Origin of the sequence: Pseudoalteromonas sp. OOF1S-7, assembly GCF_022347765.1 — a bacterium.
In the GTDB taxonomy this organism is placed as follows: domain Bacteria; phylum Pseudomonadota; class Gammaproteobacteria; order Enterobacterales; family Alteromonadaceae; genus Pseudoalteromonas.
Window position 1 is genome coordinate 129,138 of record NZ_JAKRFZ010000005.1, and the last position, 21,710, is coordinate 150,847.

General features: G+C 49.5%; 18 protein-coding genes. 12 read left to right on the plus strand and 6 right to left on the minus strand.

The genetic code is table 11. The annotated features are described in order from the left end of the window. Positions 1-67: 67 nt before the first annotated feature. Complete coding sequence (gene parC, locus MHN33_RS09615; protein WP_239397762.1) at positions 68-2,395, plus strand: DNA topoisomerase IV subunit A; 2,328 nt, start codon at positions 68-70, stop codon at positions 2,393-2,395. A gap of 280 nt (positions 2,396-2,675) precedes the next feature. After that, a complete protein-coding gene (locus MHN33_RS09620) occupies positions 2,676-3,221 on the plus strand; it encodes a hypothetical protein (RefSeq protein WP_239397763.1) in 546 nt (181 codons plus the stop codon). 24 nt (positions 3,222-3,245) lie between these two features. Here the strand turns inward: MHN33_RS09620 and MHN33_RS09625 are convergent, their stop codons facing one another. Beyond that, positions 3,246-4,145 (minus strand): LysR family transcriptional regulator, encoded by a 900-nt coding sequence (locus tag MHN33_RS09625; RefSeq protein ID WP_239397764.1) that lies wholly within the window; start codon positions 4,143-4,145, stop codon positions 3,246-3,248. Between the two features lie 100 nt (positions 4,146-4,245). On the opposite strand from MHN33_RS09625, the gene MHN33_RS09630 reads away from it, so the two are divergent. After that, complete coding sequence (locus MHN33_RS09630) at positions 4,246-5,358, plus strand: FAD-dependent monooxygenase (RefSeq protein WP_239397765.1); 1,113 nt, start codon at positions 4,246-4,248, stop codon at positions 5,356-5,358. Positions 5,359-5,416: 58 nt separating this feature from the next. On the opposite strand, the gene MHN33_RS09635 is transcribed toward MHN33_RS09630, so the two are convergent. After that, complete coding sequence (locus MHN33_RS09635) at positions 5,417-5,674, minus strand: hypothetical protein (protein ID WP_239397766.1); 258 nt, start codon at positions 5,672-5,674, stop codon at positions 5,417-5,419. 314 nt (positions 5,675-5,988) lie between these two features. Here MHN33_RS09635 and MHN33_RS09640 point away from each other — a divergent pair, with 314 nt between their 5' ends. Further along, positions 5,989-7,485: a Calx-beta domain-containing protein gene (locus MHN33_RS09640; RefSeq protein WP_239397767.1), complete on the plus strand. Its 1,497-nt coding sequence runs from the start codon at positions 5,989-5,991 to the stop codon at positions 7,483-7,485. A 394-nt stretch (positions 7,486-7,879) separates the two neighbouring features. Further along, positions 7,880-8,860 (plus strand): hypothetical protein, encoded by a 981-nt coding sequence (locus MHN33_RS09645; RefSeq protein WP_239397768.1) that lies wholly within the window; start codon positions 7,880-7,882, stop codon positions 8,858-8,860. Positions 8,861-9,004: 144 nt separating this feature from the next. Here the strand turns inward: MHN33_RS09645 and MHN33_RS09650 are convergent, their stop codons facing one another. Further along, positions 9,005-9,544, minus strand: coding sequence for a DinB family protein (locus MHN33_RS09650; RefSeq protein WP_239397769.1), 540 nt, complete (start codon positions 9,542-9,544; stop codon positions 9,005-9,007). A 206-nt stretch (positions 9,545-9,750) separates the two neighbouring features. Between MHN33_RS09650 and MHN33_RS09655 the strand changes: the two genes are divergently transcribed. The 4 genes from MHN33_RS09655 to glsB all read left to right on the plus strand — a co-directional run bounded on the left by MHN33_RS09655 (position 9,751) and on the right by glsB (position 13,083). Beyond that, the gene (locus MHN33_RS09655; protein WP_239397770.1) at positions 9,751-10,056 is read left to right on the plus strand and encodes a helix-turn-helix transcriptional regulator; all 306 of its coding nucleotides are present in this window, start codon (positions 9,751-9,753) and stop codon (positions 10,054-10,056) included. Position 10,057: 1 nt separating this feature from the next. Continuing rightward, the gene (locus tag MHN33_RS09660; RefSeq protein ID WP_239397771.1) at positions 10,058-10,612 is read left to right on the plus strand and encodes a hypothetical protein; all 555 of its coding nucleotides are present in this window, start codon (positions 10,058-10,060) and stop codon (positions 10,610-10,612) included. Between the two features lie 861 nt (positions 10,613-11,473). Next, positions 11,474-12,037: a phosphoribosyltransferase family protein gene (locus tag MHN33_RS09665; RefSeq protein ID WP_239397772.1), complete on the plus strand. Its 564-nt coding sequence runs from the start codon at positions 11,474-11,476 to the stop codon at positions 12,035-12,037. Between the two features lie 116 nt (positions 12,038-12,153). Beyond that, entirely contained in the window at positions 12,154-13,083 is a 930-nt protein-coding gene (gene glsB, locus MHN33_RS09670; protein ID WP_239397773.1) for a glutaminase B, read from the plus strand. Between the two features lie 51 nt (positions 13,084-13,134). On the opposite strand, the gene MHN33_RS09675 is transcribed toward glsB, so the two are convergent. After that, a complete protein-coding gene (locus MHN33_RS09675) occupies positions 13,135-14,439 on the minus strand; it encodes an inosine/guanosine kinase (RefSeq protein ID WP_239397774.1) in 1,305 nt (434 codons plus the stop codon). A 170-nt stretch (positions 14,440-14,609) separates the two neighbouring features. On the opposite strand from MHN33_RS09675, the gene tadA reads away from it, so the two are divergent. Then, positions 14,610-15,131 carry a tRNA adenosine(34) deaminase TadA gene (gene tadA, locus MHN33_RS09680; protein ID WP_239397775.1) on the plus strand — a complete coding sequence of 174 codons (522 nt, stop codon included), beginning with the start codon at positions 14,610-14,612 and terminating at the stop codon, positions 15,129-15,131. On the opposite strand, the gene MHN33_RS09685 is transcribed toward tadA, so the two are convergent. Both MHN33_RS09685 and mltF read right to left on the minus strand, forming a co-directional pair. Next, positions 15,122-15,286 (minus strand): hypothetical protein, encoded by a 165-nt coding sequence (locus MHN33_RS09685; RefSeq protein ID WP_164488156.1) that lies wholly within the window; start codon positions 15,284-15,286, stop codon positions 15,122-15,124. The two genes, tadA and MHN33_RS09685, sit on opposite strands and share 10 nt — an antisense overlap. 118 nt (positions 15,287-15,404) lie before the next feature. Further along, a complete protein-coding gene (gene mltF / locus MHN33_RS09690) occupies positions 15,405-16,793 on the minus strand; it encodes a membrane-bound lytic murein transglycosylase MltF (RefSeq protein ID WP_239397776.1) in 1,389 nt (462 codons plus the stop codon). A 181-nt stretch (positions 16,794-16,974) separates the two neighbouring features. Here mltF and purL point away from each other — a divergent pair, with 181 nt between their 5' ends. Both purL and MHN33_RS09700 read left to right on the plus strand, forming a co-directional pair. Continuing rightward, positions 16,975-20,859, plus strand: a complete 3,885-nt coding sequence (gene purL / locus MHN33_RS09695; RefSeq protein WP_239397777.1) for a phosphoribosylformylglycinamidine synthase — start codon at positions 16,975-16,977, stop codon at positions 20,857-20,859. Positions 20,860-21,062: 203 nt separating this feature from the next. Beyond that, positions 21,063-21,605, plus strand: coding sequence for a hypothetical protein (locus tag MHN33_RS09700; protein WP_239397778.1), 543 nt, complete (start codon positions 21,063-21,065; stop codon positions 21,603-21,605). The last annotated feature ends 105 nt before the right edge of the window (positions 21,606-21,710 follow it).

The following is a 21,710-nucleotide window of genomic DNA, read 5'->3' on the forward strand; positions in this document are numbered from 1 at the left end:
CAACTAACTCGGATGATTACGCCAACGCGATAACTCGTGTGCGGTACAACAAACAATAAGGTGTATCATGACAGATCCGCAAACCCTGTCTTTACAGGGGATTGAACAACTGGCGATGGGCCGCTTCACAGAAGACGCCTATCTCAATTACTCCATGTATGTGATCATGGACCGGGCCCTGCCACATATTGGCGACGGCCTTAAGCCAGTGCAACGGCGTATTGTGTATGCCATGAGTGAGCTGGGCCTGTCGGCCGCAGCCAAGTATAAAAAATCTGCCCGTACAGTGGGTGACGTGCTGGGTAAATACCACCCGCACGGCGACAGCGCCTGTTATGAAGCCATGGTGCTGATGGCACAGCCATTCTCTTATCGTTACCCTTTGATCGATGGACAGGGCAACTGGGGCGCAGCTGACGACCCCAAATCGTTTGCGGCAATGCGTTATACTGAAGCGCGTTTGTCAAAGTTCTCAGAAGTGTTATTGAAAGAGCTGGGACAGGGCACAGTTGACTGGACCCCGAACTTTGACGGCACCATGAACGAGCCTATGGTACTACCGGCTCGACTGCCGCATATCCTGCTTAATGGTGTGACCGGGATTGCCGTGGGTATGGCCACAGACATTCCGCCGCACAATGTGCGCGAGCTGGCCGAAGCCTGCTGTACCTTGCTGGACAAGCCGAAAACCACTCTGGAAGAAGTACTGGAGATGGTGCAGGCGCCGGATTATCCGACCGAAGCCGAGATCATCACGCCAAAAGCAGAGATCCAGAAGATATACACTACCGGACGTGGCTCGATTAAGATGCGTGCGGTGTATGAAGAAGATCAGGGCGAGGTGGTGATCACCGCACTGCCCCATCAGGTATCTGGTGGCAAAGTGCTGGAGCAGATTGCTGCACAGATGACTGCCAAGAAACTGCCTATGGTCGCCGATTTGCGCGATGAATCTGACCATGAAAACCCAACCCGCATTGTGGTGGTGCCGCGCTCCAACCGCGTGAAAGTTGAGCCACTGATGGCGCACCTGTTTGCAACCACAGATCTGGAAAAAAACTACCGGGTTAACCTCAACATGATTGGCCTGGATGGTCGTCCTCAGGTTAAAGATCTGCGTTCTATTTTAGCGGAATGGCTGATTTTCCGTCGTGATACGGTGCGTCGTCGCTTGCAGTATCGCCTCGACAAAGTGCTGGCTCGCTTGCATATTCTTGAAGGTTTAATGATTGCCTTTTTGAATATCGACGAAGTCATTGAAATCATCCGCACCGAAGACAAGCCCAAAGACGAGCTGATGAACCGCTTCGGGTTGTCGGACAAACAAGCCGAAGCCATTTTAGACTTAAAGCTGCGCCATCTGGCGAAGCTTGAAGAAATGAAGATCCGCGGCGAGCAGGATGAACTGAGCGCAGAGCGCGACAAGCTGGAACAAACGCTCGGCTCAGAGCGCAGAATGTCGACGCTGCTGAAAAAAGAAATTCGCGAAGCCGCCGAATTGTACGGTGATGAGCGTCGCTCACCTGTGGTGGAGCGCCTTGAAGCCAAAGCCCTGAGCGAAAAAGACCTGATCCCGTCGGAATCAGTCACTGTGGTGCTGTCTGAAAAAGGCTGGGCCCGGGTTGCTAAAGGCCACGATATTGATGCCGAAGGGCTCAATTACCGTGCCGGAGACAGTTACAAGGCATCGGCCAAAGGCCGCAGCAATCAGCCGGCGGTGTTCCTCGACAGCTCTGGCCGGGCATTTGCCACCGATGCGCACAGCCTGCCATCAGCCCGTAGTCAGGGTGAGCCCATGACCGGGCGCTTTAACCTGGCCGCGGGCACCAACTTTGAGCATGTGGTGATGGGCGAAGAACAGTCGCTTTACCTGATGTCCACCGATGGCGGTTACGGCTTTATTGCCGAGTTTAACGACCTGGTCAGTAAAAACAAAAACGGTAAGGCCCTGGTCAGCATTCCGAAAGGGGCTGAGCTGATGGTACCCATCACAGTCGGTGATGTGGCCAGCGATCGTTGCATGGCGATTTCTAATGAAGGCCGGATGTTGATCTTCCCGCTGCGTGACTTGCCTAAACTGGCCAAAGGAAAGGGTAACAAGATCATCTCTATTCCGAGTGCCAAAGTACAGGCCCGCGAGGAGTTTGTAAAAGTGCTTGCTGCAATCCCCGATGGCTGCGCCGTGACCTTACATGCCGGTAAGCGCAAACTCACACTCAAACCAAGCGACCTGGAACACTACTACGGTGAACGGGGTCGTCGTGGTAACAAGTTGCCCAGGGGCCTGCAACGGGTCGATGGTTTTGAGATTGAATTCAATGGACAGGATCGCACGGATCCAGAAGACAACGAGCAGCCACCAGGCGAGTCCCAATGCTCCAGCAAACAGGCATAATGCTTACTATGCCTGTTTGCTTTTCCCCGCCGCGACGCTCACAAATATAAACGCCTCACCGATTAAGGTTTTCTCTCCCATACTCAGGTAAGACAGCAACACAGCAACGCTGAAAACAGGCGAAGCGGGTCATGAGCTTGCAGGAGAGTCACCTCGGTATGCGAAAGCATCAAGGAATAGACACTTCACATATGCTGTGTTCGAAGCAACTCATTTTATTGTTTGTCTAATCTGGCTATGTTTCAATCATGGTTGCGAAAATAGAGCAAGGGAAATACGCATGCAGAAATTTGAGATAACACTAAAATCAATATGTCTGGCCATGACGGGGACGTTATTGGCTGGGTGCAGCTACTTTTTGGATCATGACATCGAGCAAAAGGGGTGTTTTCCAGCGCTTGAATATTCTATCTCAGCAGCCGATGAGCCGATATACCGATCATCGTTCATTGATAGCAACAACTCGCTGATTGCTGCGGGTTATGACTTCTATGTTGTTAATTACTATATGCCATCATCTTATGTCGGAGAGAACGGTGAGTCACTGCGGCAAAAGGTGGTACAAATGTCAGGCAAATACGGCATGAGCGGTGACATAGTCATATCTGTACCTAGTTGGGGTGAGAGGTATCTGGGTGGAAGCGCAATATCTGTAAATTTTCCCGTGGTGTACAAAGGGGAAAAAGGCATTTTTAGTGCCTATATGATGGGAGACAGTGGTATTGCATTGCCGCAGGGCATAAGTGCACACTGCAAACAGGAGATTGCCAAGGTGTGCGAAGGCAGGTATTGCCGGTTTTTAAAATATCTGGATTTAGACAACTAGTGTCAGCGAGTCATCTAACTGCTGCTACTGTGCTGATGTATCTGGTTCTCTTAGCCCGGTTTGCAAATGCGTTATGAGAGCTGTGACTTTTTTCTGCGGGTATTTGCGGCCCGAGTAAAATGCATACAACACCAGATCTTCGGGTTCATACTCCAGTGTGACCTCAACTAAAGTGCCGGCTTCTATGTCTGCCTGGCACATATGCCGTGGTAATATGGCAAACCCCAACCCTTGTATTGCGGCGGCTTTAGCCATGTGGCCACTATTCACTTTATAACTGGATTGCACCTGCAGGGTTTTATTGTGTTTGAATCGCCAGGGGGTACCTTGCAACACGGTCAGGCTGGTAATGCAGGGCACTTTGCTGAGTGTTTCCAGCGAGTACACCTGCGCATGACGCACAGCCAGCTTAGGGGCACAAACAACACAGCTAGGCAGTTGCAAAAGGGGTTTGGCCACCCACCCCGAGTCGTCCAGTGTGCCCCGGCCAAAGCGTACAACCAGGTCTAAGCCCTCCAGCATGCCCTCAGTGGGATTTAACTGTGTATCACAACTGAGTTGTATATCGGGGTGCTGGTGGCAAAAATCGGCGATAAGGTTTGCCAGAACAGGTAAATCTGGAATAACGATGTTGAGATGGCCGGTTAATGCGTCACTGTGCTGAGACACCTCTATCAGTGCGTTATTCATTGTCTGCATAAGTGGCTTAAGTGTCTGATAAAGTTGCGTTCCCGCCGCTGTTGGACGCATTTTTCGGGTGGTTCGCTCCAGCAGCCGGGTGCTTAAATGTTGTTCCAGCTGGGCGATATGACGGCTGATATTGGAAGTAGGTAGTTGGCGATGCTGTGCCGCGAGCTTGATGCTCAATTTTTCATAGACTGCCACAAAGCTCAATAGCCATTGAATATCTGTCTTTTCAATCATTAACTATCTCATTAAATGGGATTTATAAAGTCATATTACCACATTTATCCCATTAAGTTGTTTTGTCACACTTCACTGCAGATACTTAAGGAAGTGAACCATGGAAAAAAAACGAATCGCAATTATTGGCGCCGGCGTAGCTGGTATGGCAATGGCTTTACTGGCCAAGAAACAAGGGCATGAGGTGCAATTGTTTGAGCGTGCAGCAGCTCACACGGTCATGGGAGCTGGCGTCACATTGTGGCCTAATGCAATGTTTGTGATGCAGCAAATGGGTTTGGCACAGCAAATTACGCGGGCCGGGGGCACACCTGATTCAGTGTGTCAGTATGACCGCAGCGGAAATCGACATAATGCGTTGGATATTGATCAGTTAAACGGGCTCAGTGGCTATGCCACCGTGACCATACTGCGTCGCGATTTGATCCGGATACTGGGTGAAGCGCTGCGTGCGCAGGGAGTAACCGTTCAGTTTGCAACCACAATCGCCCTTCGTGATATAGACAGGCTCAGGCAAACGTTTGATTTAGTTATTGGCGCTGATGGCAGAATGCACTCTGTGGTGCGTCAGGCGCTATTCGCTTCGCCGCGATTACCGTGTTACCAGGGGTTCATCAATGTAATGGGGATCAGTAAGTTCAGGGCCAACACCTTATCTAATATCATCGGTGACTTTCGCTATCCCGGTGAGCGCTTTGGCATTGTGCCCGTGAAACCGGATATGTGTTTCTGGGCAGGGGCCTGGCGAACACCAATTGATAAAAGCCGCCCACCAAGCGCCTGGCTGAGTGAGTTAAAGCAACGATTTGGCGGGTGGGCTGCGCCTGTTCAGTCTGTGCTGAAGCACGCTGAACCTGAATCGGTCAGGCCTGTTTTTGTGCATGATCTGGATCCTCTTCCATACTGGCACAAAGACAATGTCGTTGTCATAGGTGATGCCGCACACGCCGCCTTGCCCACCTCAGGGCAAGGTGCGTGCCAGGCACTGGAAGACGCCTGGCAACTGGTCAGTCTGATGTCGCACCAGGAAGAACTCAGTGCTGTGTTAAGCGCGTTTTATCGACTGCGAGTAGAGAAAACGACGATGGCCTTGCATGCTGGCCGACAGCTGGCACAACAACTTTTTTTCGGACAGGGTGATATGTCGGCCTCTCAATCGGGCGTGTCTGTGGCGCTATTGAGCCAGCTATGGATGCAGGGGCTGAGCGCATAGACTGGCCCCTTGGCATTGCTATGCCTGTTTGCCATAGTGGAGTTACAGTAAAGGAAGGTTACTCGGGCGGATCCCCCTGAGCCTCCTTAGACTTACGCTGCTCTTGCTTCGCTTTCGCCACATTCTTAAACACAGGAGGGGGAATGGGAAACAAGGAAAGCAGCGGAAAAATGGCCATCACCAGATAAGCGGCTTTGGGCATCCCTTTGGCCCAGGTCACTATCCTGATCAGGCCCCACAGGCCGCTCAGCAGTAGTGTGAGGATAAGGCCTGCCTGGAGCAAAATCTGTATCAGGGCCAGGTTGTCGTTGCTCATCACATTCATTCCTTTCGCTTAGTTAAACTACTTAATAGGAACTCACCGATTAAAAATCAAGCTGGCTGTATTGTACTGACATTGTTCAAAAAATCTGACCACGGGGTTTTTATCCCAATAATTTAATCCATTATTCGTACTTTAATGTTGATTTTTTGTTTTAATGCGCGCATCATGGCCTCAGATTGCAAAGATAATAATGGAAGCACTCACTCCTAATGGAATAGGAAATCGCATCGTACAGCGGATGTGGATGTGTCATTACTTTGTGTTGTATTAGCCTGAATTTGGATGAACCGAACGAGTTTATTACCATGCTAAAAACATCACTTTCTTTGATTGCCCTGGTGGCGTCTTCTGTTTCCTACGCAAATACCTGTACTGGTCAGCTTTACGGCATTAATGCAGGTCGTGGCGATGTCGGTATTTTATTTGGTCTGAATGAACAAAATGACAGTGCGTTTGCGCAAACACTGGCTGAGTTCAGCGCGTCTGCGCTGGCTTATGATGAAACCAGCCAGCGTATGTATTATCTGTCAGCACCCAGACCATTTGAATATCAGGTTGACGTAAGTCACCTCAACCTCAGTGCTGAGCAGTTAACGCACCTACCCATTGAGGGCAAGCGCTTTAAATACCTGCGTCTGGCATATTACGATTTTGCCACCGATGCTCACACTCTGGTTGGCAGAACCTCGCAGATGCTGAGTATGGTGTATGATCCCGAGCGTGACGCGCTACTGGGCACCGATTTTAAAAAGCTGTATGAAATCAACAAAAATACCGGCGAAGCAACCGAACTAGGCGCGCTCGGCTCACTCAAAGGCAAATTTCGTGGCGATCTGGTGATCCAAAATGGTACCTGGTATCTGGTAACCAGTCGTAGTGTTTATCAGATAGATAAAACCACGTTTCAGGCCACTAAATTGGCCAATCATAGCCTGACGGCAGCCACAGGTGCTGCGTTGAATCAGGCGGGGGAGATTGTTGTCAGCCGCACCCTGATCAACGACTATGGCCATGTCAATCGCTCTAAACTTTATAAACTCAATCCTCAGTCGGGTAATACCTGTTTGCTGGCCACGGTACCCGTGCGGCTTAACGATTTGGCAGTGAACACCGATCAGCCTGTGGCCTGTTACACCGCGCCCAGTTGTGAAACCGACCCAGAACCCACCTTCACGCTGGAAGCGATAACTGATACCGTGTTTGAAGGGGACCAGCTCGAATATCAAGTGACCTTAAGCAATGCCTATTATCAGGATGTGACCCTCGATGTCAGCGTGTTAGACGCTACCACATCTGCCGGTGATTATACGTCGCCTGCTGCAAGCATCACGATTGCTGCAGGGCAGACCAGCGCAACAATCCATATTGCCACTGTGGATGATAACACTCATGAAGCCAGTGAGGCTTTTACCCTGATGGTTGAGGGCGCAACACACACCAGTGGCTCAGCGTCTGTTACGGGCACCATAGAGGACAACGACCCCGCTTGTACGCCGGACAGTTATACCCGAATTCATTATGAGTTTGTCAGCGAAAGCGCAGGCTACAACAATGACTGGGGGGTCAGGGTTAATGGCAGTTATGTGAAATTGCTGGACGAACACGGTGCGCCAGGCAGTTATGATGTCATGGAAGGCGCCAGCTATGACTATGTGTTATCGATCAATGGTAACCCTAACCAGCTGACCACCAATTATCGCGTCTATGGTGACATACAAAAGTGGGAAGATTATAACGACCACGACTATAACGATTTTGTAGTAAGAGTCTGGACATCCAGTATTCAAAAAGGGTGTGACTAGCGCATGTTGAGGTGCCCTTCATGCTAAGGGCACCTCCTTTATAATGTGCAGTCAGGCACCCGCCTTACATCATTCCCTCTTACCTGCACGCTTAGTATGTTCCTTTGCTATTTTTTGAGTAAATAACTTCACAACTTTTAAGGTGTTAGTTAAATTTCATTATATTGGAAAGCGAAACACTGATGTTGGCTTTATGTAGCGTTCCAGGCAATTCACAAGGCCCGCAATGAGATTATTAAAAATTTAATGGTTAACTGTTCTGTTTTTTGCAGTGTTCACTCCTTGGGTGTTTTCTTTCTATTTGATTTTTATGGTTATTTTATGTAACTTTTCGCTGTGATTTAGGAATAATTCTGAAAAACGGAATGAACATTTAAATAAAAAGGATCAACCAGTGAAAATCAAGTTTACTCTGCTCGCTGTGGCATTAGCTTCAGCACACACTTTTGCAAATAATAATGAAGCCGCGCTGATGCAAAAAGTCAGCGATGCCTGTACTGGGATCAAGGACACCCGCTGGTCATCAAATATGCGCTATGCGACAGAAGATACGATTGCGGAACAGCTGTCTAGAATTGAAGGATATCAGGCGGCAAAGCAGGCGTTAGGGCAAGTTAATGCCAATTATGCATCCAGTACCGCACCTGTGATTTATCGCTCTGAACGTGGTGTACCGATTAACTCTGTGATTGAAGAGTGTGACAAGCGTGCTGCGGGTATCCAAGCCGGTATTGTTGACAAGGCTGAGCAAATTAAAGCCGAGAAAGAAAAAATCAAGCAAGATGAGTTGGATCGGATAGAAAAAGAGCGTCAGAAACAACAAGCAAAAGCAGATAAAAAGGCTGAAATAGCTGCACAGAAGCTGGAAATTGCCGAACAGGCCGGTTTCGACAATGCCATAGGCTCATTTAAGGAAGCGCGGATCAAATTACATGAAGGCATGTCGCTGAGTGAATTTGAAGATTACCTGGTTGTGCCTGAAGACAGAGACAGATACCACTTAAAGAATGTGGTGGGTGAGTATGCCATCTATGCCGGGACCGACTGGGGCAGACCAACAACGCGTCATATTGCACTACTAATGGAGTCGGATGGGTATTATGAAAAACACGCAACGCCGCCAGACAGCCACTTCGTGTTGGTCGGTACTAAGGAGTTCACGAATCGCTTCACAGGGGCCAAAATGGTGCCAGTTTATGCCGCTGCCGGTGGCGAGCACGCTCCTTCCTCAGGTGGGTTTCTTGGGTGGTTATTCTTATTAGTCCTCGGTGGTCTGGCATTTAAGTTTAAAGATGAACTACTGGAGAAGTTTGCAGAGCTAAAACCCCATTTACTTGCATTAAAAGACAAATATGCTCCGGATAAGGGCAGCTAAACCAAAGCAAACCAATGCGTTACCTGATACACCAATCGGGTAACCTTGTACTGCTGGTCGGTACCTCTCATACCTGCCCAGCTCCGGGGCTCCCAGGATCCGCTGTTACTTGCTGGACGTGTGCGGTTTATTTAACGGGTGTAATTACGGCACAATATCATCAATTAACAACACCAAATCGGTGGCCCCGATGTCTTCGCCCGCCTGACATAGCAGCGTAGATACCTGCCCTCGGTGGTGAGTCTGGTGATTAAAAAAGTGGACCAGCAAACTGGCAAAGGGTTTATGATACGTCACGCCCTGGCTGTTGCGATAGGTCAGTATGCTTGTTAAATCACTGTCCTGTAAATCCTGCAGTAAACCTAAAATCTGCGCATCCAGCCACTGGCGATAGTCAGTTAGTTGCGCCAAATCGTGAAATAAACACTGATCCAGGCTGGTGGGGCCTGGCTGTGCAACCACAGCTGCCAGTGCACCGGCGCAGGCTTCACAGGCGGCATAGCGTTTTAGCCAGATAAGATCTGCCACAACAAGGTGGTTTAAAGTGCCCAGTATCGAGCCGAAAAACGCACCCCTATCCTGTTTTAGGGCAGCGTCGCTCAGTTGTGCGGCGGCGGTATACAGTTTTTGATTCATCCACTGGTTGTAATCGGCCAGTAGTCTGAACTGGGTAAGTTGGCTCATGGACGTGTCCTTTCTAGTGTGTTGAGTGGTACTAATATTAAGTGTAATACTAATACAAGTAGCTGATAATTATTCATAAATATAAACAAAAAAGGTAGGGGGCGATGAATATATTCATAGATGTCTACAGGCCTGCGCAATTCAGTTGTTGCCCTAGTTAACTTGTGGTAATTATCTGTTTACAATTTTAACCCATGGAAAAAAGAATGAAGCATAGCCCAAGGAAGCGACAGCAGGAAATTGACCGGTTTAACCGGCTGGTCCAGCGCTCCATTCGCCAGATGCGCAATGAGCTTGGTTTAAGCCAAAAAGATCTGGCCGCGAAAATGTCGTCAGCGGTTGACCAGTCAACGGTCAGCAACTGGGAAAGTGGCAAAACGGATATGACCAGTGCCCAGCTGCTGGATATCTTTATGATTTTTGGCAAGGACCTGGTTGCCTTGTATTTTAATTTTTTAAGTGACAAGCCACCTGCCAGCCCGGAAGAACAAAACGAAGAAGAGGAGTCATAAGATGGATTTTTATACAGCTTTTAGTTATGTCACGCTCCCATTCCTATTGGTGGCCCTGGCTTATACCTGGAAGTATGAGAGCTCACGGTATTTCCTGCTCTTTATGACGGGTCTTGAAATTATCGATATCGCTTTATATAAGGTTAGTTATACCTGGACGACACATTTGTACTTGTACAATATGGTGACTTGCTTGTTGTTTTTGGTACCCATTATCTATCGAAATCGTATTGCGTATGCCCTGCACGAGATGACTGGAATATCTTTCTTTTATCGTGTTTATAAGAATCATCATTTGTCGGTGCAAGAGGTAGGTTTTATTCTCTTATACGTTGTAGATCTTATTTTAGCGGCGTTTAATTATCTTGAGGTTTGGCTATACAAATTTTATGTAATTGATGGCTGGATCATGGGCAATGGCGTGCGCAATTTTATATTAATCACCTTGAATTTGCTGATGTGTTGTGGCTTGTTAACCTATTTACTAAAAACTCCGGACAGGGAGCGGTTTTACAAGGATCATGGTGAGAGTTATACATCTGACTCACTTAAATAGCCAGTGATAGTCAAATCAGAGGTGCGCTTGTGAGAGCGCATCTCTGGCGACTCGTTGTTAACTATTGGAGTTTGCCATTGTGCACAAAAGTGTGTATTAATAATTTCATCATGCGGTGGTTAACCGGATGAAATATGCAATCAAAAGCGAGGAAGCGTTGGTATGAAAAAAATCAGTAAAACAGAATTGTTACAAGTACATGGAGGTAGTCCGAGAAGCCCTGGTGATCGTGATGTGCCACCAAGAAGTCAGCCAATTGAGAAGCCCCCGAAATCTTAAATTTTATGGTTAGAGAGTAGCGCTTCGCTTAAGGCTTCATTGGGCAAAAGTAGCGTTTATTATTTGAATAGGGTGTAAGGAAGCATTGGTATGAAAAAAATCAGTAAAACAGACTTATTACAAGTACATGGAGGTAGTCCGAGAAGCCCTGGTGATCGTGATGTGCCACCCAGAAGGCAGCCAATTGAGAAGCCCCCCAAGTCGTAATGGCTTTTAACCTGGCAGCCCCCGTGTCGAGTCTTTGCTCATTGTACGCTTTGGGTGGCGCTCAGGTGTCAGGCTCATTTAATTGCCATCTTTGGGGCTATTCGGTTACCGGCTAATGCACGGGTATCAAACTGGCGGTAAAAGTGTTTTACTGCCAGTCGTTCATTCACGCCCAGGTTTAGCGGTCAGCGTACCACTTTCATTCAGTCATCATCCTGTAAAAAAACTGCGCTAGCGCAAGCAATTTTTTTTCTACTCAGCTAAAATACTCGGTTATACGTTATTCTCAGCCGTGCTGCCTGATGGGGTGCTTGTATTGGTGCCTTTACCACTCAGGTTGGTGCGGTGTTCTTTGCTCAATGACACGGGGTTTGTATGTCTGACAAGTGCTATATCACGGCGCAACAATTACTTGAAGATTCATTTCGACTGGCGGCTCAGGTTTATGAAGACGGCTTTCGTCCTGACTTTATTATCGGCATCTGGCGTGGCGGTGCGCCTATCGGGATTGCGGTTCAGGAATACTATGATTACAAGGGCATAGAAACAGACCACATTGCGGTGCGTACGTCGTCTTACTATGGTATTGGCAAGCAGTCGAAAGAGATCAAAGTACACGGTTTACATTACATTGTTGAGAACGCCAATGCGGGCGACTCTTTGCTGATTGTGGACGACGTGTTTGATTCGGGCCGCAGTATTTATGCGCTGCGGGAAAAACTCGAAGAGCTGATGCGCCTGAACCTGCCAAAAGACATTCGTGTTGCCTGTCCTTACTACAAGCCAACTAATAAAAAAGTGCCGATGACGCCGGATTACTTTATCCATGAGTCGGACGAGTGGCTGGTCTTCCCCCATGAGTTATCTGGATTAACGCCTGATGAGCTGATCGCGGGCAAATCTGACCTGGCTAACATCAAAGCGCTGTTTACTAAGTAAAACAGACGCCAGCTACATTGTGACAGCCGCACCGGCAAACGCCCGTGCGGCTTTTTTGTGGGCGCAGATCTGTTACACTCGCGCTATTGTGCTTTTTGATATGATGTTTGCTCTCTATGACTAACGCTACGCCCGATTATCAGGCTATTTTGCAACAGGTTGCACAGCAGGTGCAGCCCCTGTCTCAGCGGGGAAAAGTGGCCGATTACATCCCCGCGCTTGCCGAGCAGTCACTGGGTCAGTTTGCCATTGCATTACATACCGCCGACGGGCAAACCTTTAGTGCCGGTCACTGTGACAGCCGCTTTACCATTCAGTCTGTGTCTAAGGTGATGACCCTGACGCTGGCATTGCAGCGTTATGGCGATGAGCTGTGGCAGCGGGTGGGCAAAGAGCCGTCGGGCACCGCATTTAACTCCCTGACTCAGCTGGAGTTTGAAAATGGCATTCCCCGCAATCCCTTTATCAATGCCGGTGCCATCGTAACCTGCGATGCCTTATTCAGCCGTCTGAGTGCGCCTATCCACACTATGCTGGAGAGCTACCGCAGCCATACTGCTAATCCTAAGGTGGGAATTAACAAGGTGGTGGCGCAGTCTGAATACGACCATCGTTATCGTAATGCCGCCATGGCCTATCTGATGAAGTCATTCGGTAACTTTGATAATCAGGTTGAAGAAGTGCTGTGGTCGTATTTTAACTTTTGCGCCATTGAGCTGAATGTGTGTGAACTGGCGCAGGCGTTTTCTTATCTTTCAACCGGCGGCATCTGTCAGCAAAGCGGTCAGCGGGTACTGAGTGCCCGGCAGACCCGGCAGCTTAATTCTTTGTTGTTCACCAGTGGCTTGTACGACGCCGCCGGAGACTTTGCCTATCGGGTAGGTATGCCGGGGAAATCCGGGGTGTCGGGCACCATCATCGCGGTGGCACCAGAGCGCTTTACGGTGGCGGTGTGGTCGCCGGGGTTAGATAAAGTGGGTAATTCTGTGGCCGGTATTGCGGCGCTGGAGCTGCTGGCTGAAAAGCTGGGCACCGCGTTGTTTTAACCGAGTGCAGAGACATAAAAAATGGGAGCCTCGGCTCCCATTTTTTATTGTTTACTGATCCCAGTAGGTTTGTTCCAGCGAGTCTTCTCGCTCTGGCAAACCACGCGACAGGCGCGGCGAATGCTGAACTAAGACTTCGTAGCTGGCACGGTTAGCGTATTTGCTGATCTGCGCCAGTGAAGAATAGGTAATGGCATGCTGCTCATGCTTAGCCGAGTTGGGTACGTTGAGCTTATGGTAGACATTGGCTGATAAGTCGTGCAGTACCGCAGCCAGCGCACAATCTCCGGCACCATTGGTGTTTTTGATGGTGTCCGGGCCACCCATGTAAGGGGCAGTGTGGCTGTATGCTTTGACAGGCTGTTTACAGGCACTGCGGCGCATGGCGCGGGAGAACTCATACTGGTTGAATTCAGGAATGGCCCCCGGCAGCAGCGGGTATTCGGTTTCGCGTTTTTTCTCTTCGTCCACGTAACCGGCCATAAACAGGCCTTTTGGTCCGGCGGTACAGATCACTAAGTCGACCCAGTCCAGCGCTTTGTCGGCGGCCAACAGTGGATCGTCAAAACCGGTGATGGCTTCGCCTTCTTCCTCGTTCATGGCCAGAATATCAACGTGTTTTTCAACGAATTCAGCCCACCACGCGGGGTCTTGTTCAATCAGGAACTTAGTGCCTAACGTCAATACCACCGGAACACCGGCATCGTTGGCATACTTCACCGCCTGCATGGTTGCCTGAGTCATGGTTTCTTCGCCTGAGGTACGCATCAGATAGGCGCTGATCACCAAAGCGGAGGCGTTTTCAATCAACGACTTGTCGATAGACTCTGGTTTCAGGTGGTTCATCATACCGGCGCTGATCGCGAAGGTGCGTTCGCCACTGTCGTCAATCAGGGTAAAGCAACGGCCGATGGGACCGGGCACAGGCTGCAGGTAATCAAGATCGACGCGGCTGGAGGTGTTACACAAAAACTTATAGGCATAGCTGCCTATTTGAATGTTTTCGCTCATTACGCCCAACAATACCGAGCGGCTATCCGCCAGCACGGAGTAGTTGTGCATGGTATTGCCTATGGTGCCGCCAGCAAATTCATAGTCAATCATGTCATCACGTTTCAGGCGGTCATAGAGCGCATTGGTGACATCATTGTCTATCACTTGAGACATACCGCGTTGCAGCCCAAACTCATCAAGGAAGGCCTGATCAACCTTAGCTTCGATATCTACTACGATTTGGTCAATACCACAAATGTAGTTGCGTTTAAGTCGATCAACGACATGTAACTGGTTAATTATGGGGTCTTTATCTTCGACTGGAAAATAATGTTTATGTCTTCTGCGGCCCGGAAATTTCATGTTTTACCCGTGTGTGTTGAGCTCGTCAAATAAAAAAAGCGGCGAATTATAGCTTAAATTGATATCAATGAGCCATGGCAATTTGCTAATTTTAGCAATATAACTGTCACAGTGCGCAGTTCGCGACAATACGCTAGAATATCCTCCATTTTGTACCCAGGAGCACACAGGTGGACGAACAACAGCAAGATCTTTATTGGATGCAGCAGGCACTGGAGTATGCCGACAAGGCCGAGCAGGAAAATGAGATCCCGGTTGGCGCCGTAGTGGTCAAAGACGGTGAGCTGATTGGCGCAGGCTGGAACCGCTCGATTTGTTGTCATGACCCTTCCGCGCATGCCGAGATGTTGGCGATTAGAGATGCCGGTCGGCGCGTCGAAAATTATCGGCTGGTGGATTGCACCCTGTATGTGACGTTAGAGCCTTGCCCTATGTGCGCCGGTTTGCTGGTGCACAGCCGCATTAAGCGGGTGGTGTTTGGCGCAGCGGATGCCAAAACGGGCGCTGCGGGGTCTATCATGAACCTGCTGCAAGAGCCGAAACTGAATCATCAGGTTGAAGTATTAGGTGGGGTATTGGCGGAGCAGTGTGGCGAAAAATTGTCGGCGTTTTTCCGTCGCCGCCGTAAAGAGATCAAGGCGCAGAAAAAAGCCCGTCAGGCGGGGTTAAACGGCCAGGCGGCTCAGGACTGAGCCGCTCTTTCGTCTGCCGCGATTTGGATCAACGCATAAATGCGGCGGCGTAATAAAATTTTACGGTGAATGTTGCGTAACATAACACGGCGACGGTTTGGGTTGGTGTTGCGCGTATTACGTTTAAATTGATGAGTACGACGTCTTCTTAGCATCGTAACCTCCATTTTTAGTGAGAGAACAACTACGCGCGACAGCTATATCGTAATAGTGTGTCAGCCTGATGACAGGCGCTGAAATTCACACCGGATACCTAACTGGACGCCTTGCAGATCAGTGAGCGGGTTGCTCTGAGTCCGTATTGGCTTGAAGGGCCCCATTTTCGTCTAACCAGATCAGGGCGTCGTAGTACCGGCGAATATTATCTACATAGGTTACTGCCACATCGCCGCGCGCATATCCATATTTAGTCTTTCGATAGTAGCGCTTTTTAGTCAGCAGTGGTAGTCGTTTTTTCACCTCTGCCCAGCTGGTTGCATCGCCGCCCTGGCGTTTAGTCAGTTTACGCGCGTCATTGACATGACCCCAGCCAACATTGTAGGCAGCAAGCGCGAACCAGGTTCTGTCCGGCGCACTGATCTGTTTGGGAATACGATTGATGAGCTTACGCAGATAGCGGGCGCCGCCACGGATGTTTTGCTCCGGTTTCAGCCGGTGGGTGACGCCCACCTGCTTGGCTGTGCGTTGGGTCAGCATCATGATCCCACGTACCCCAGTAGGAGACTTGGCCCTGGGGTTCCACATCGATTCCTGATAACTCAGCGCGGCCAGTAATCGCCAGTCGAGCTGATGTTGCTCTGCGTACTGCATAAACCAGTCCTGATATTTTGGTAGCGTGGTTTTGCTGGCCTCGACAAAAGTCAGGGTATTGACGTAATTAAAGCGCTGAACATGACCAAAGTACTTTTCTTCGAGCGCCGCCAGCTGCGCAGATTGTTGCATTCGGGCAAAGAATGGTGGCAGCAAGGCGTACACAGAATCGTCTTTGTCGTTGCGCAGTACCCAGGCAACCGGATCGGCCTGGGTGACGGAAAAGGCAATACTGACATTGGGGTGATAGCGCCGAAACAGGGCCAGTGAGTGAGAGTCGACCACTGTGTATTGTATGTCGCCGTCGATGATCCCTTGCAGCAGCTCTTCCTGATCCCGGTCATCAACGCTTTGCCAGCTGAGTTCCGGATACTGCTGCCGTGCCACTTGCAACGAGATCACATGGTGGCTGTTGGCCAGGACGGTGACCGGGCCGGTTAATTGGGCAAAATTGCGTGGCCGGGTATTACCTTGTTTAAACACCAGCTTTTGGCTGATCTCCCGATAGCTGGGACCAAACCGAAAATGCTCGGCACGCTGCGGATGGTAAGTGAGTCCGGCTGCGGCAATGTCCAGATCGCCACTTTGCAGGCGCTCAAACAGTTTTTTCAGGCTGAAAAAGGGCACTATCTGTAGCTCAACCCCCAGTTCATCAGCAAACTGCTCAGCCAGTTCGTATTCAAACCCCTGTTCACCGCCAATGCCCTGATAAAAGGTGGCGGGTCCAACCAAAGTGCCAATGCGGATCGCTTGTTGCGCTTTGATCTTTTGTAATTGCGTGGCAGGCATTTTTTCACAGCTGCTCAAAAACAGCAGCGCGCACAGTACCAGCACAGAGGTAAGCAAACGCATAAGTGACTTTTGGCTCCGGGTTAAACGAGGATGACGTGGCTTTCATGCTCGCAATTAACGGCGCTTTTGTGAAGGGGCTTTTTTTCGATAATTGCTAAATTTGAGTTAAATAAGGAGGCCAAATCGACTATAATGACGGCCCAAAATATCGTTCAATCCTTAACCCCGGATGAAAATACCTATGTTGATCCTACGTGGTGCACCTGCACTTTCTGATTTCAAAGTTCAAAAAATCCTCAAAAGCTGTAACGATGCGCAATTGCCAGTCACCGGCGTGTATGCCGAGTTCATGCATTTTGCTGATCTGACAGCGGAACTTTCTGAGTCTGAACTGGACAAGCTGAGCAAGCTTTTAAAGTACGGCCCGACCATTGCCGAACATGCGCCTGAAGGAACCCTGATCTTAGTGACGCCGCGAATTGGCACGATTTCGCCCTGGGCGTCTAAAGCCACAGACATTGCCAACAACTGTGGTCTGGATAAAGTACACCGCGTGGAGCGTGGTATTGCCTACTATGTTGAGGGCGTGCTGAGCGCAGAGCAGATAGCTGAGGTAGCTAAACTATTGCACGACCGCATGACCGAGTCAGTGCACAGCCAACTGGAAGACGCGGGTCAGTTATTCCGCGTTGAAGAGCCGCGCCCAATGTCATCTGTAGACATTCTTGGCGGTGGCCGTGAAGCGCTTGTGACGGCAAACGTAGAGCAAGGTTTCGCACTGGCGGATGACGAAATTGACTACCTGGTAGAAAACTTCACAAAACTGGGTCGTAACCCGAACGACATCGAGCTATTCATGTTCGCACAGGCGAACTCTGAGCACTGTCGTCACAAAATTTTCAACGCCGACTGGACAATCGACGGCGTAGAGCAGCCAAAGTCGCTGTTCAAAATGATCAAAAATACCTTTGAGACGCACCCGGAAAATGTTTTATCTGCTTATAAAGATAACGCGGCGGTCATGAAGGGCTCAAAAGCGGGTCGTTTCTTCCCGAATAAAGAAGGCGAGTACAGCTACAATCAGGAAAACATCGAGATCCTGATGAAGGTTGAAACCCACAACCACCCAACAGCGATTGCGCCATTCTCTGGCGCATCAACGGGTTCTGGTGGTGAAATTCGTGACGAAGGTGCAACGGGCCGTGGTTCTAAGCCTAAAGCAGGTCTGGTTGGTTTTACTGTTTCTAACCTGCGCATTCCGGGCTTTGAACAGCCGTGGGAAAGCAACTTCGGTAAACCTGGCCGTATCGTTGATGCACTCGACATCATGATCGACGGCCCTCTGGGTGGCGCGGCATTTAACAACGAATTTGGTCGTCCTAATCTGCTGGGTTACTTCCGTACCTACGAAGAAAAAGTGAACAGCCACAACGGCGAAGAGGTACGTGGTTACCACAAGCCGATTATGCTTGCCGGTGGTCTGGGTAACATCCGTACTGAGCATGTGCAAAAGGGTGAAATCCCGGTTGGCGCTAAGCTAATTGCTCTGGGTGGCCCGGCGATGAACATTGGCCTGGGTGGTGGTGCTGCCTCATCCATGGCTTCTGGTCAGTCAAACGAAGACCTGGATTTTGCTTCGGTACAGCGTGAAAACCCGGAAATGGAGCGTCGTTGTCAGGAAGTGATCGACAAGTGCTGGCAGCTGGGTGATGAAAACCCCATCGCGTTTATCCACGATGTGGGCGCGGGTGGTCTTTCTAATGCTTTCCCTGAACTGGTGGACGACGGTGGTCGTGGTGGTAAATTCCAGCTGCGTAATATCCCGAACGATGAGCCGGGCATGGCACCACACGAGATCTGGTGTAACGAATCACAAGAACGTTATGTACTTGCCGTAGCGGCAGAAGACTTTGCGCGTTTTGAAGAGATCTGTAAGCGTGAGCGCGCACAATACGCCGTCATTGGTGAAGCAACTGAAGAGCGTCACCTGACAGTTGCGGATAGCCACTTTGATAACAACCCGGTTGATCTTCCGCTTGACGTATTACTTGGTAAAGCCCCTAAGATGCACCGTGACGTTGAGTCAAAAAAGGTATCTGGTGAAGCACTTAACACTGACAGCATCGACGTAGAGGAAGCCGCTAAGCGTTTACTTCGTCTGCCTACTATCGCTGAGAAAACATTCCTTATCACCATTGGTGACCGTACGGTGACAGGCCTGGTGGCACGTGATCAGATGGTTGGTCCCTGGCAGGTACCTGTAGCAAACTGTGCAGTAACGGCAGCGGCGTTTGACACTTACCACGGTGAAGCCATGTCAATGGGTGAGCGTACACCTGCGGCACTGCTAAACTATGGTGCATCGGCACGTTTAGCCGTCGCAGAAGCGTTAACGAATATTGCTGGCGCAAACATTGGTGGTCTTGAGAACATTAAGCTATCTGCAAACTGGATGGCCGCAGCGGGTCACCCGGGTGAAGACGCAGGCCTTTACGAAGCGGTTAAAGCCGTAGGTGAAGAGCTGTGTCCGGCACTTGGCCTGACTATTCCGGTGGGTAAAGACTCAATGTCGATGAAGACAACATGGCAAGACAACGGTGAAGACAAAGCGGTAACAGCACCACTTTCTTTGATCATCACTGCATTTGGCCGTGTTGAAGACATTCGTAAAACAGTCACACCTCAGCTTCGCACTGATAAAGGCGACTCAAGCCTGATCCTGGTGGATTTAGGTGCAGGTCAAAACCGTATGGGTGCATCAAGCCTGGCACAGGTTTACAAGCAACTGGGTGACAAGACGCCAGACGTTGATAGCCCTGAGCTGTTAAAAGGCTTCTACAACGCGATGCAGGCACTGGTAGCCGACGAGAAGCTATTGGCTTACCACGACCGTTCAGACGGTGGTTTATTCACAACGGTAGCGGAAATGGCCTTCGCAGGTCACACAGGTGTGACAGTAAACCTGGATAGCCTGACAGGCTCTGACATCGAAGCACTTTACAACGAAGAGCTGGGTGCCGTCATTCAGGTTCGAAATTCCGACCTTGCAGCAGTTGAAGCCGTGTTAGCTGATAACGGCCTTGGCGCAATCAGCCATACTATCGGTGCACTAAATACAGAAGACAAAGTGATCTTCAACCGTGGTGGCGAAGTTGTACTTGCCAATACACGTACTGAACTACGTACTATCTGGGCTGAAACAACTTACAAGATGCAGGCACTGCGTGATAACCCTGAGTGTGCTAAGCAAGAGTTTGATGCGAAATTTGACGAAAAAGATCCTGGTCTTAACGTTAAACTGAGCTTCGACATCAATGAAGACGTAGCAGCACCTTATATTGCAACCGGTGCTAAGCCTAAGATGGCCATTCTGCGTGAGCAAGGGGTTAACTCACACGTTGAAATGGCGGCCGCATTTAACCGTGCAGGCTTTGCTGCGGTAGACGTACACATGAGTGACATCCTGGAAGGTCGCCTGACGCTGGAGCAGTTCAAAGGTCTGGTAGCCTGTGGTGGTTTCTCTTACGGTGACGTACTGGGTGCTGGTGAAGGCTGGGCTAAGTCAATTCTGTTCAATGACATGGCACGCGAACAGTTCCAAACCTTCTTTGAGCGCCAGGATACGTTCAGCTTAGGTGTGTGTAACGGCTGTCAGATGCTATCAACCCTGAAAGAGCTGATCCCGGGCACTGAGCACTGGCCACGTTTTGTAACTAACAAGTCAGAGCGTTTTGAAGCACGTTTCAGCCTTGTTGAAGTACAAGAAAGCCCGTCAGTATTCTTCCAGGGTATGGCTGGTTCTCGTATGCCAATCGCAGTCTCTCACGGTGAAGGTCATGCTGAGTTTGCCAACGACGCAGCAGTGAAAGCGGCACTTGAGTCTGGCACAGTAGCGGTTCAGTACGTGGATAACTTTGGTAAGCCAACCACGCAATACCCGAACAACCCGAATGGTTCACCAGAAGGTATTACCGGTATTACATCGCTTGACGGTCGTGCTACTGTGATGATGCCACACCCGGAGCGTGTATTCCGTGCCGTCGCTAACTCCTGGCACCCGGACGAGTGGAAAGAAGATAGCCCGTGGATGCGCATGTTCCGCAACGCACGTAAGAACGTGAGTTAATTGAAAACTCAATAGTATGAAAAAGGTCACTTCAGTGACCTTTTTTATTGCTCACAAATTCATCCTGTTCATGGTTTAGTATTATTTGTCCTTTATACTTTCCGTCCTTAAGTTTTTTATGTAAATACCGATACAATGGTTGAGTTAGAGGTACTTCTGGCCGCAAGGATCCGGAGTCCAATAATGGCAATCAAGGAGTGAGTATGGACATACAAATACACCCGGGCAGTGCTTTAGCACACAAGCCGGCATCGCATGCACCAGTTCACAGTAACAGCGATGAGGCGTTGAATGTGAATGCTCAACAAGAGACTCAGGATAGCAAAGAAGCTGAGGTCATCCCCCCACTGCTGTCAAAAGAGCTAGACGAAGAAGCGGGGCAGTACAAAGAAGATAACCCGGTATTCAAAGAGGATTATGAGGACCTGGAAAAAGCCATGGAAGTTATCCAGGCGTTGATCCGTAAACTACAGGCACAGCTCAGTAAGCTGATACAATCTGTGCAGCAGCGCCCTTTGCAAATACGGCAAAACGAAGAAACAGAAGCGTCAACAGACTCAGTACCGGTTGAGCACATAGGATTAAAGCAGTACCGTGACAGCGCTAAAGTGGACGAAATCGCATTACTGGAACAGCAGTTGTCTGAATACAAGCAGCTGGAAGCAGATATTCGCGTCAATATGATCAAAATGATCCTCGCGGAGCGAGAGCGACTCGAAGAACTAAAGAAACAGGGCCAGTTGTAAGCGAATTTACTGACCAGCAGGTAACAAACCTGTAAGGGACTTTTGCAAACTTAACATCTTCTTACTGTAGCAGGCATTACATCGGCATTAAGATCCCTTACACTT

What these genes read in the sequence shown, in the direction of transcription:
- parC (WP_239397762.1), top strand. Translation starts at nt 68, where the DNA reads ATGACAGATCCGCAAACCCTGTCTTTACAGGGGATTGAACAACTGGCG.
- MHN33_RS09620 (WP_239397763.1), top strand. Translation starts at nt 2,676, where the DNA reads ATGCAGAAATTTGAGATAACACTAAAATCAATATGTCTGGCCATGACG.
- MHN33_RS09625 (WP_239397764.1), bottom strand. Translation starts at nt 4,145, where the DNA reads ATGATTGAAAAGACAGATATTCAATGGCTATTGAGCTTTGTGGCAGTC.
- MHN33_RS09630 (WP_239397765.1), top strand. Translation starts at nt 4,246, where the DNA reads ATGGAAAAAAAACGAATCGCAATTATTGGCGCCGGCGTAGCTGGTATG.
- MHN33_RS09635 (WP_239397766.1), bottom strand. Translation starts at nt 5,674, where the DNA reads ATGAGCAACGACAACCTGGCCCTGATACAGATTTTGCTCCAGGCAGGC.
- MHN33_RS09640 (WP_239397767.1), top strand. Translation starts at nt 5,989, where the DNA reads ATGCTAAAAACATCACTTTCTTTGATTGCCCTGGTGGCGTCTTCTGTT.
- MHN33_RS09650 (WP_239397769.1), bottom strand. Translation starts at nt 9,544, where the DNA reads ATGAGCCAACTTACCCAGTTCAGACTACTGGCCGATTACAACCAGTGG.
- MHN33_RS09655 (WP_239397770.1), top strand. Translation starts at nt 9,751, where the DNA reads ATGAAGCATAGCCCAAGGAAGCGACAGCAGGAAATTGACCGGTTTAAC.
- MHN33_RS09660 (WP_239397771.1), top strand. Translation starts at nt 10,058, where the DNA reads ATGGATTTTTATACAGCTTTTAGTTATGTCACGCTCCCATTCCTATTG.
- MHN33_RS09665 (WP_239397772.1), top strand. Translation starts at nt 11,474, where the DNA reads ATGTCTGACAAGTGCTATATCACGGCGCAACAATTACTTGAAGATTCA.
- glsB (WP_239397773.1), top strand. Translation starts at nt 12,154, where the DNA reads ATGACTAACGCTACGCCCGATTATCAGGCTATTTTGCAACAGGTTGCA.
- MHN33_RS09675 (WP_239397774.1), bottom strand. Translation starts at nt 14,439, where the DNA reads ATGAAATTTCCGGGCCGCAGAAGACATAAACATTATTTTCCAGTCGAA.
- MHN33_RS09685 (WP_164488156.1), bottom strand. Translation starts at nt 15,286, where the DNA reads ATGCTAAGAAGACGTCGTACTCATCAATTTAAACGTAATACGCGCAAC.
- mltF (WP_239397776.1), bottom strand. Translation starts at nt 16,793, where the DNA reads ATGCGTTTGCTTACCTCTGTGCTGGTACTGTGCGCGCTGCTGTTTTTG.
- purL (WP_239397777.1), top strand. Translation starts at nt 16,975, where the DNA reads ATGTTGATCCTACGTGGTGCACCTGCACTTTCTGATTTCAAAGTTCAA.
- MHN33_RS09700 (WP_239397778.1), top strand. Translation starts at nt 21,063, where the DNA reads ATGGACATACAAATACACCCGGGCAGTGCTTTAGCACACAAGCCGGCA.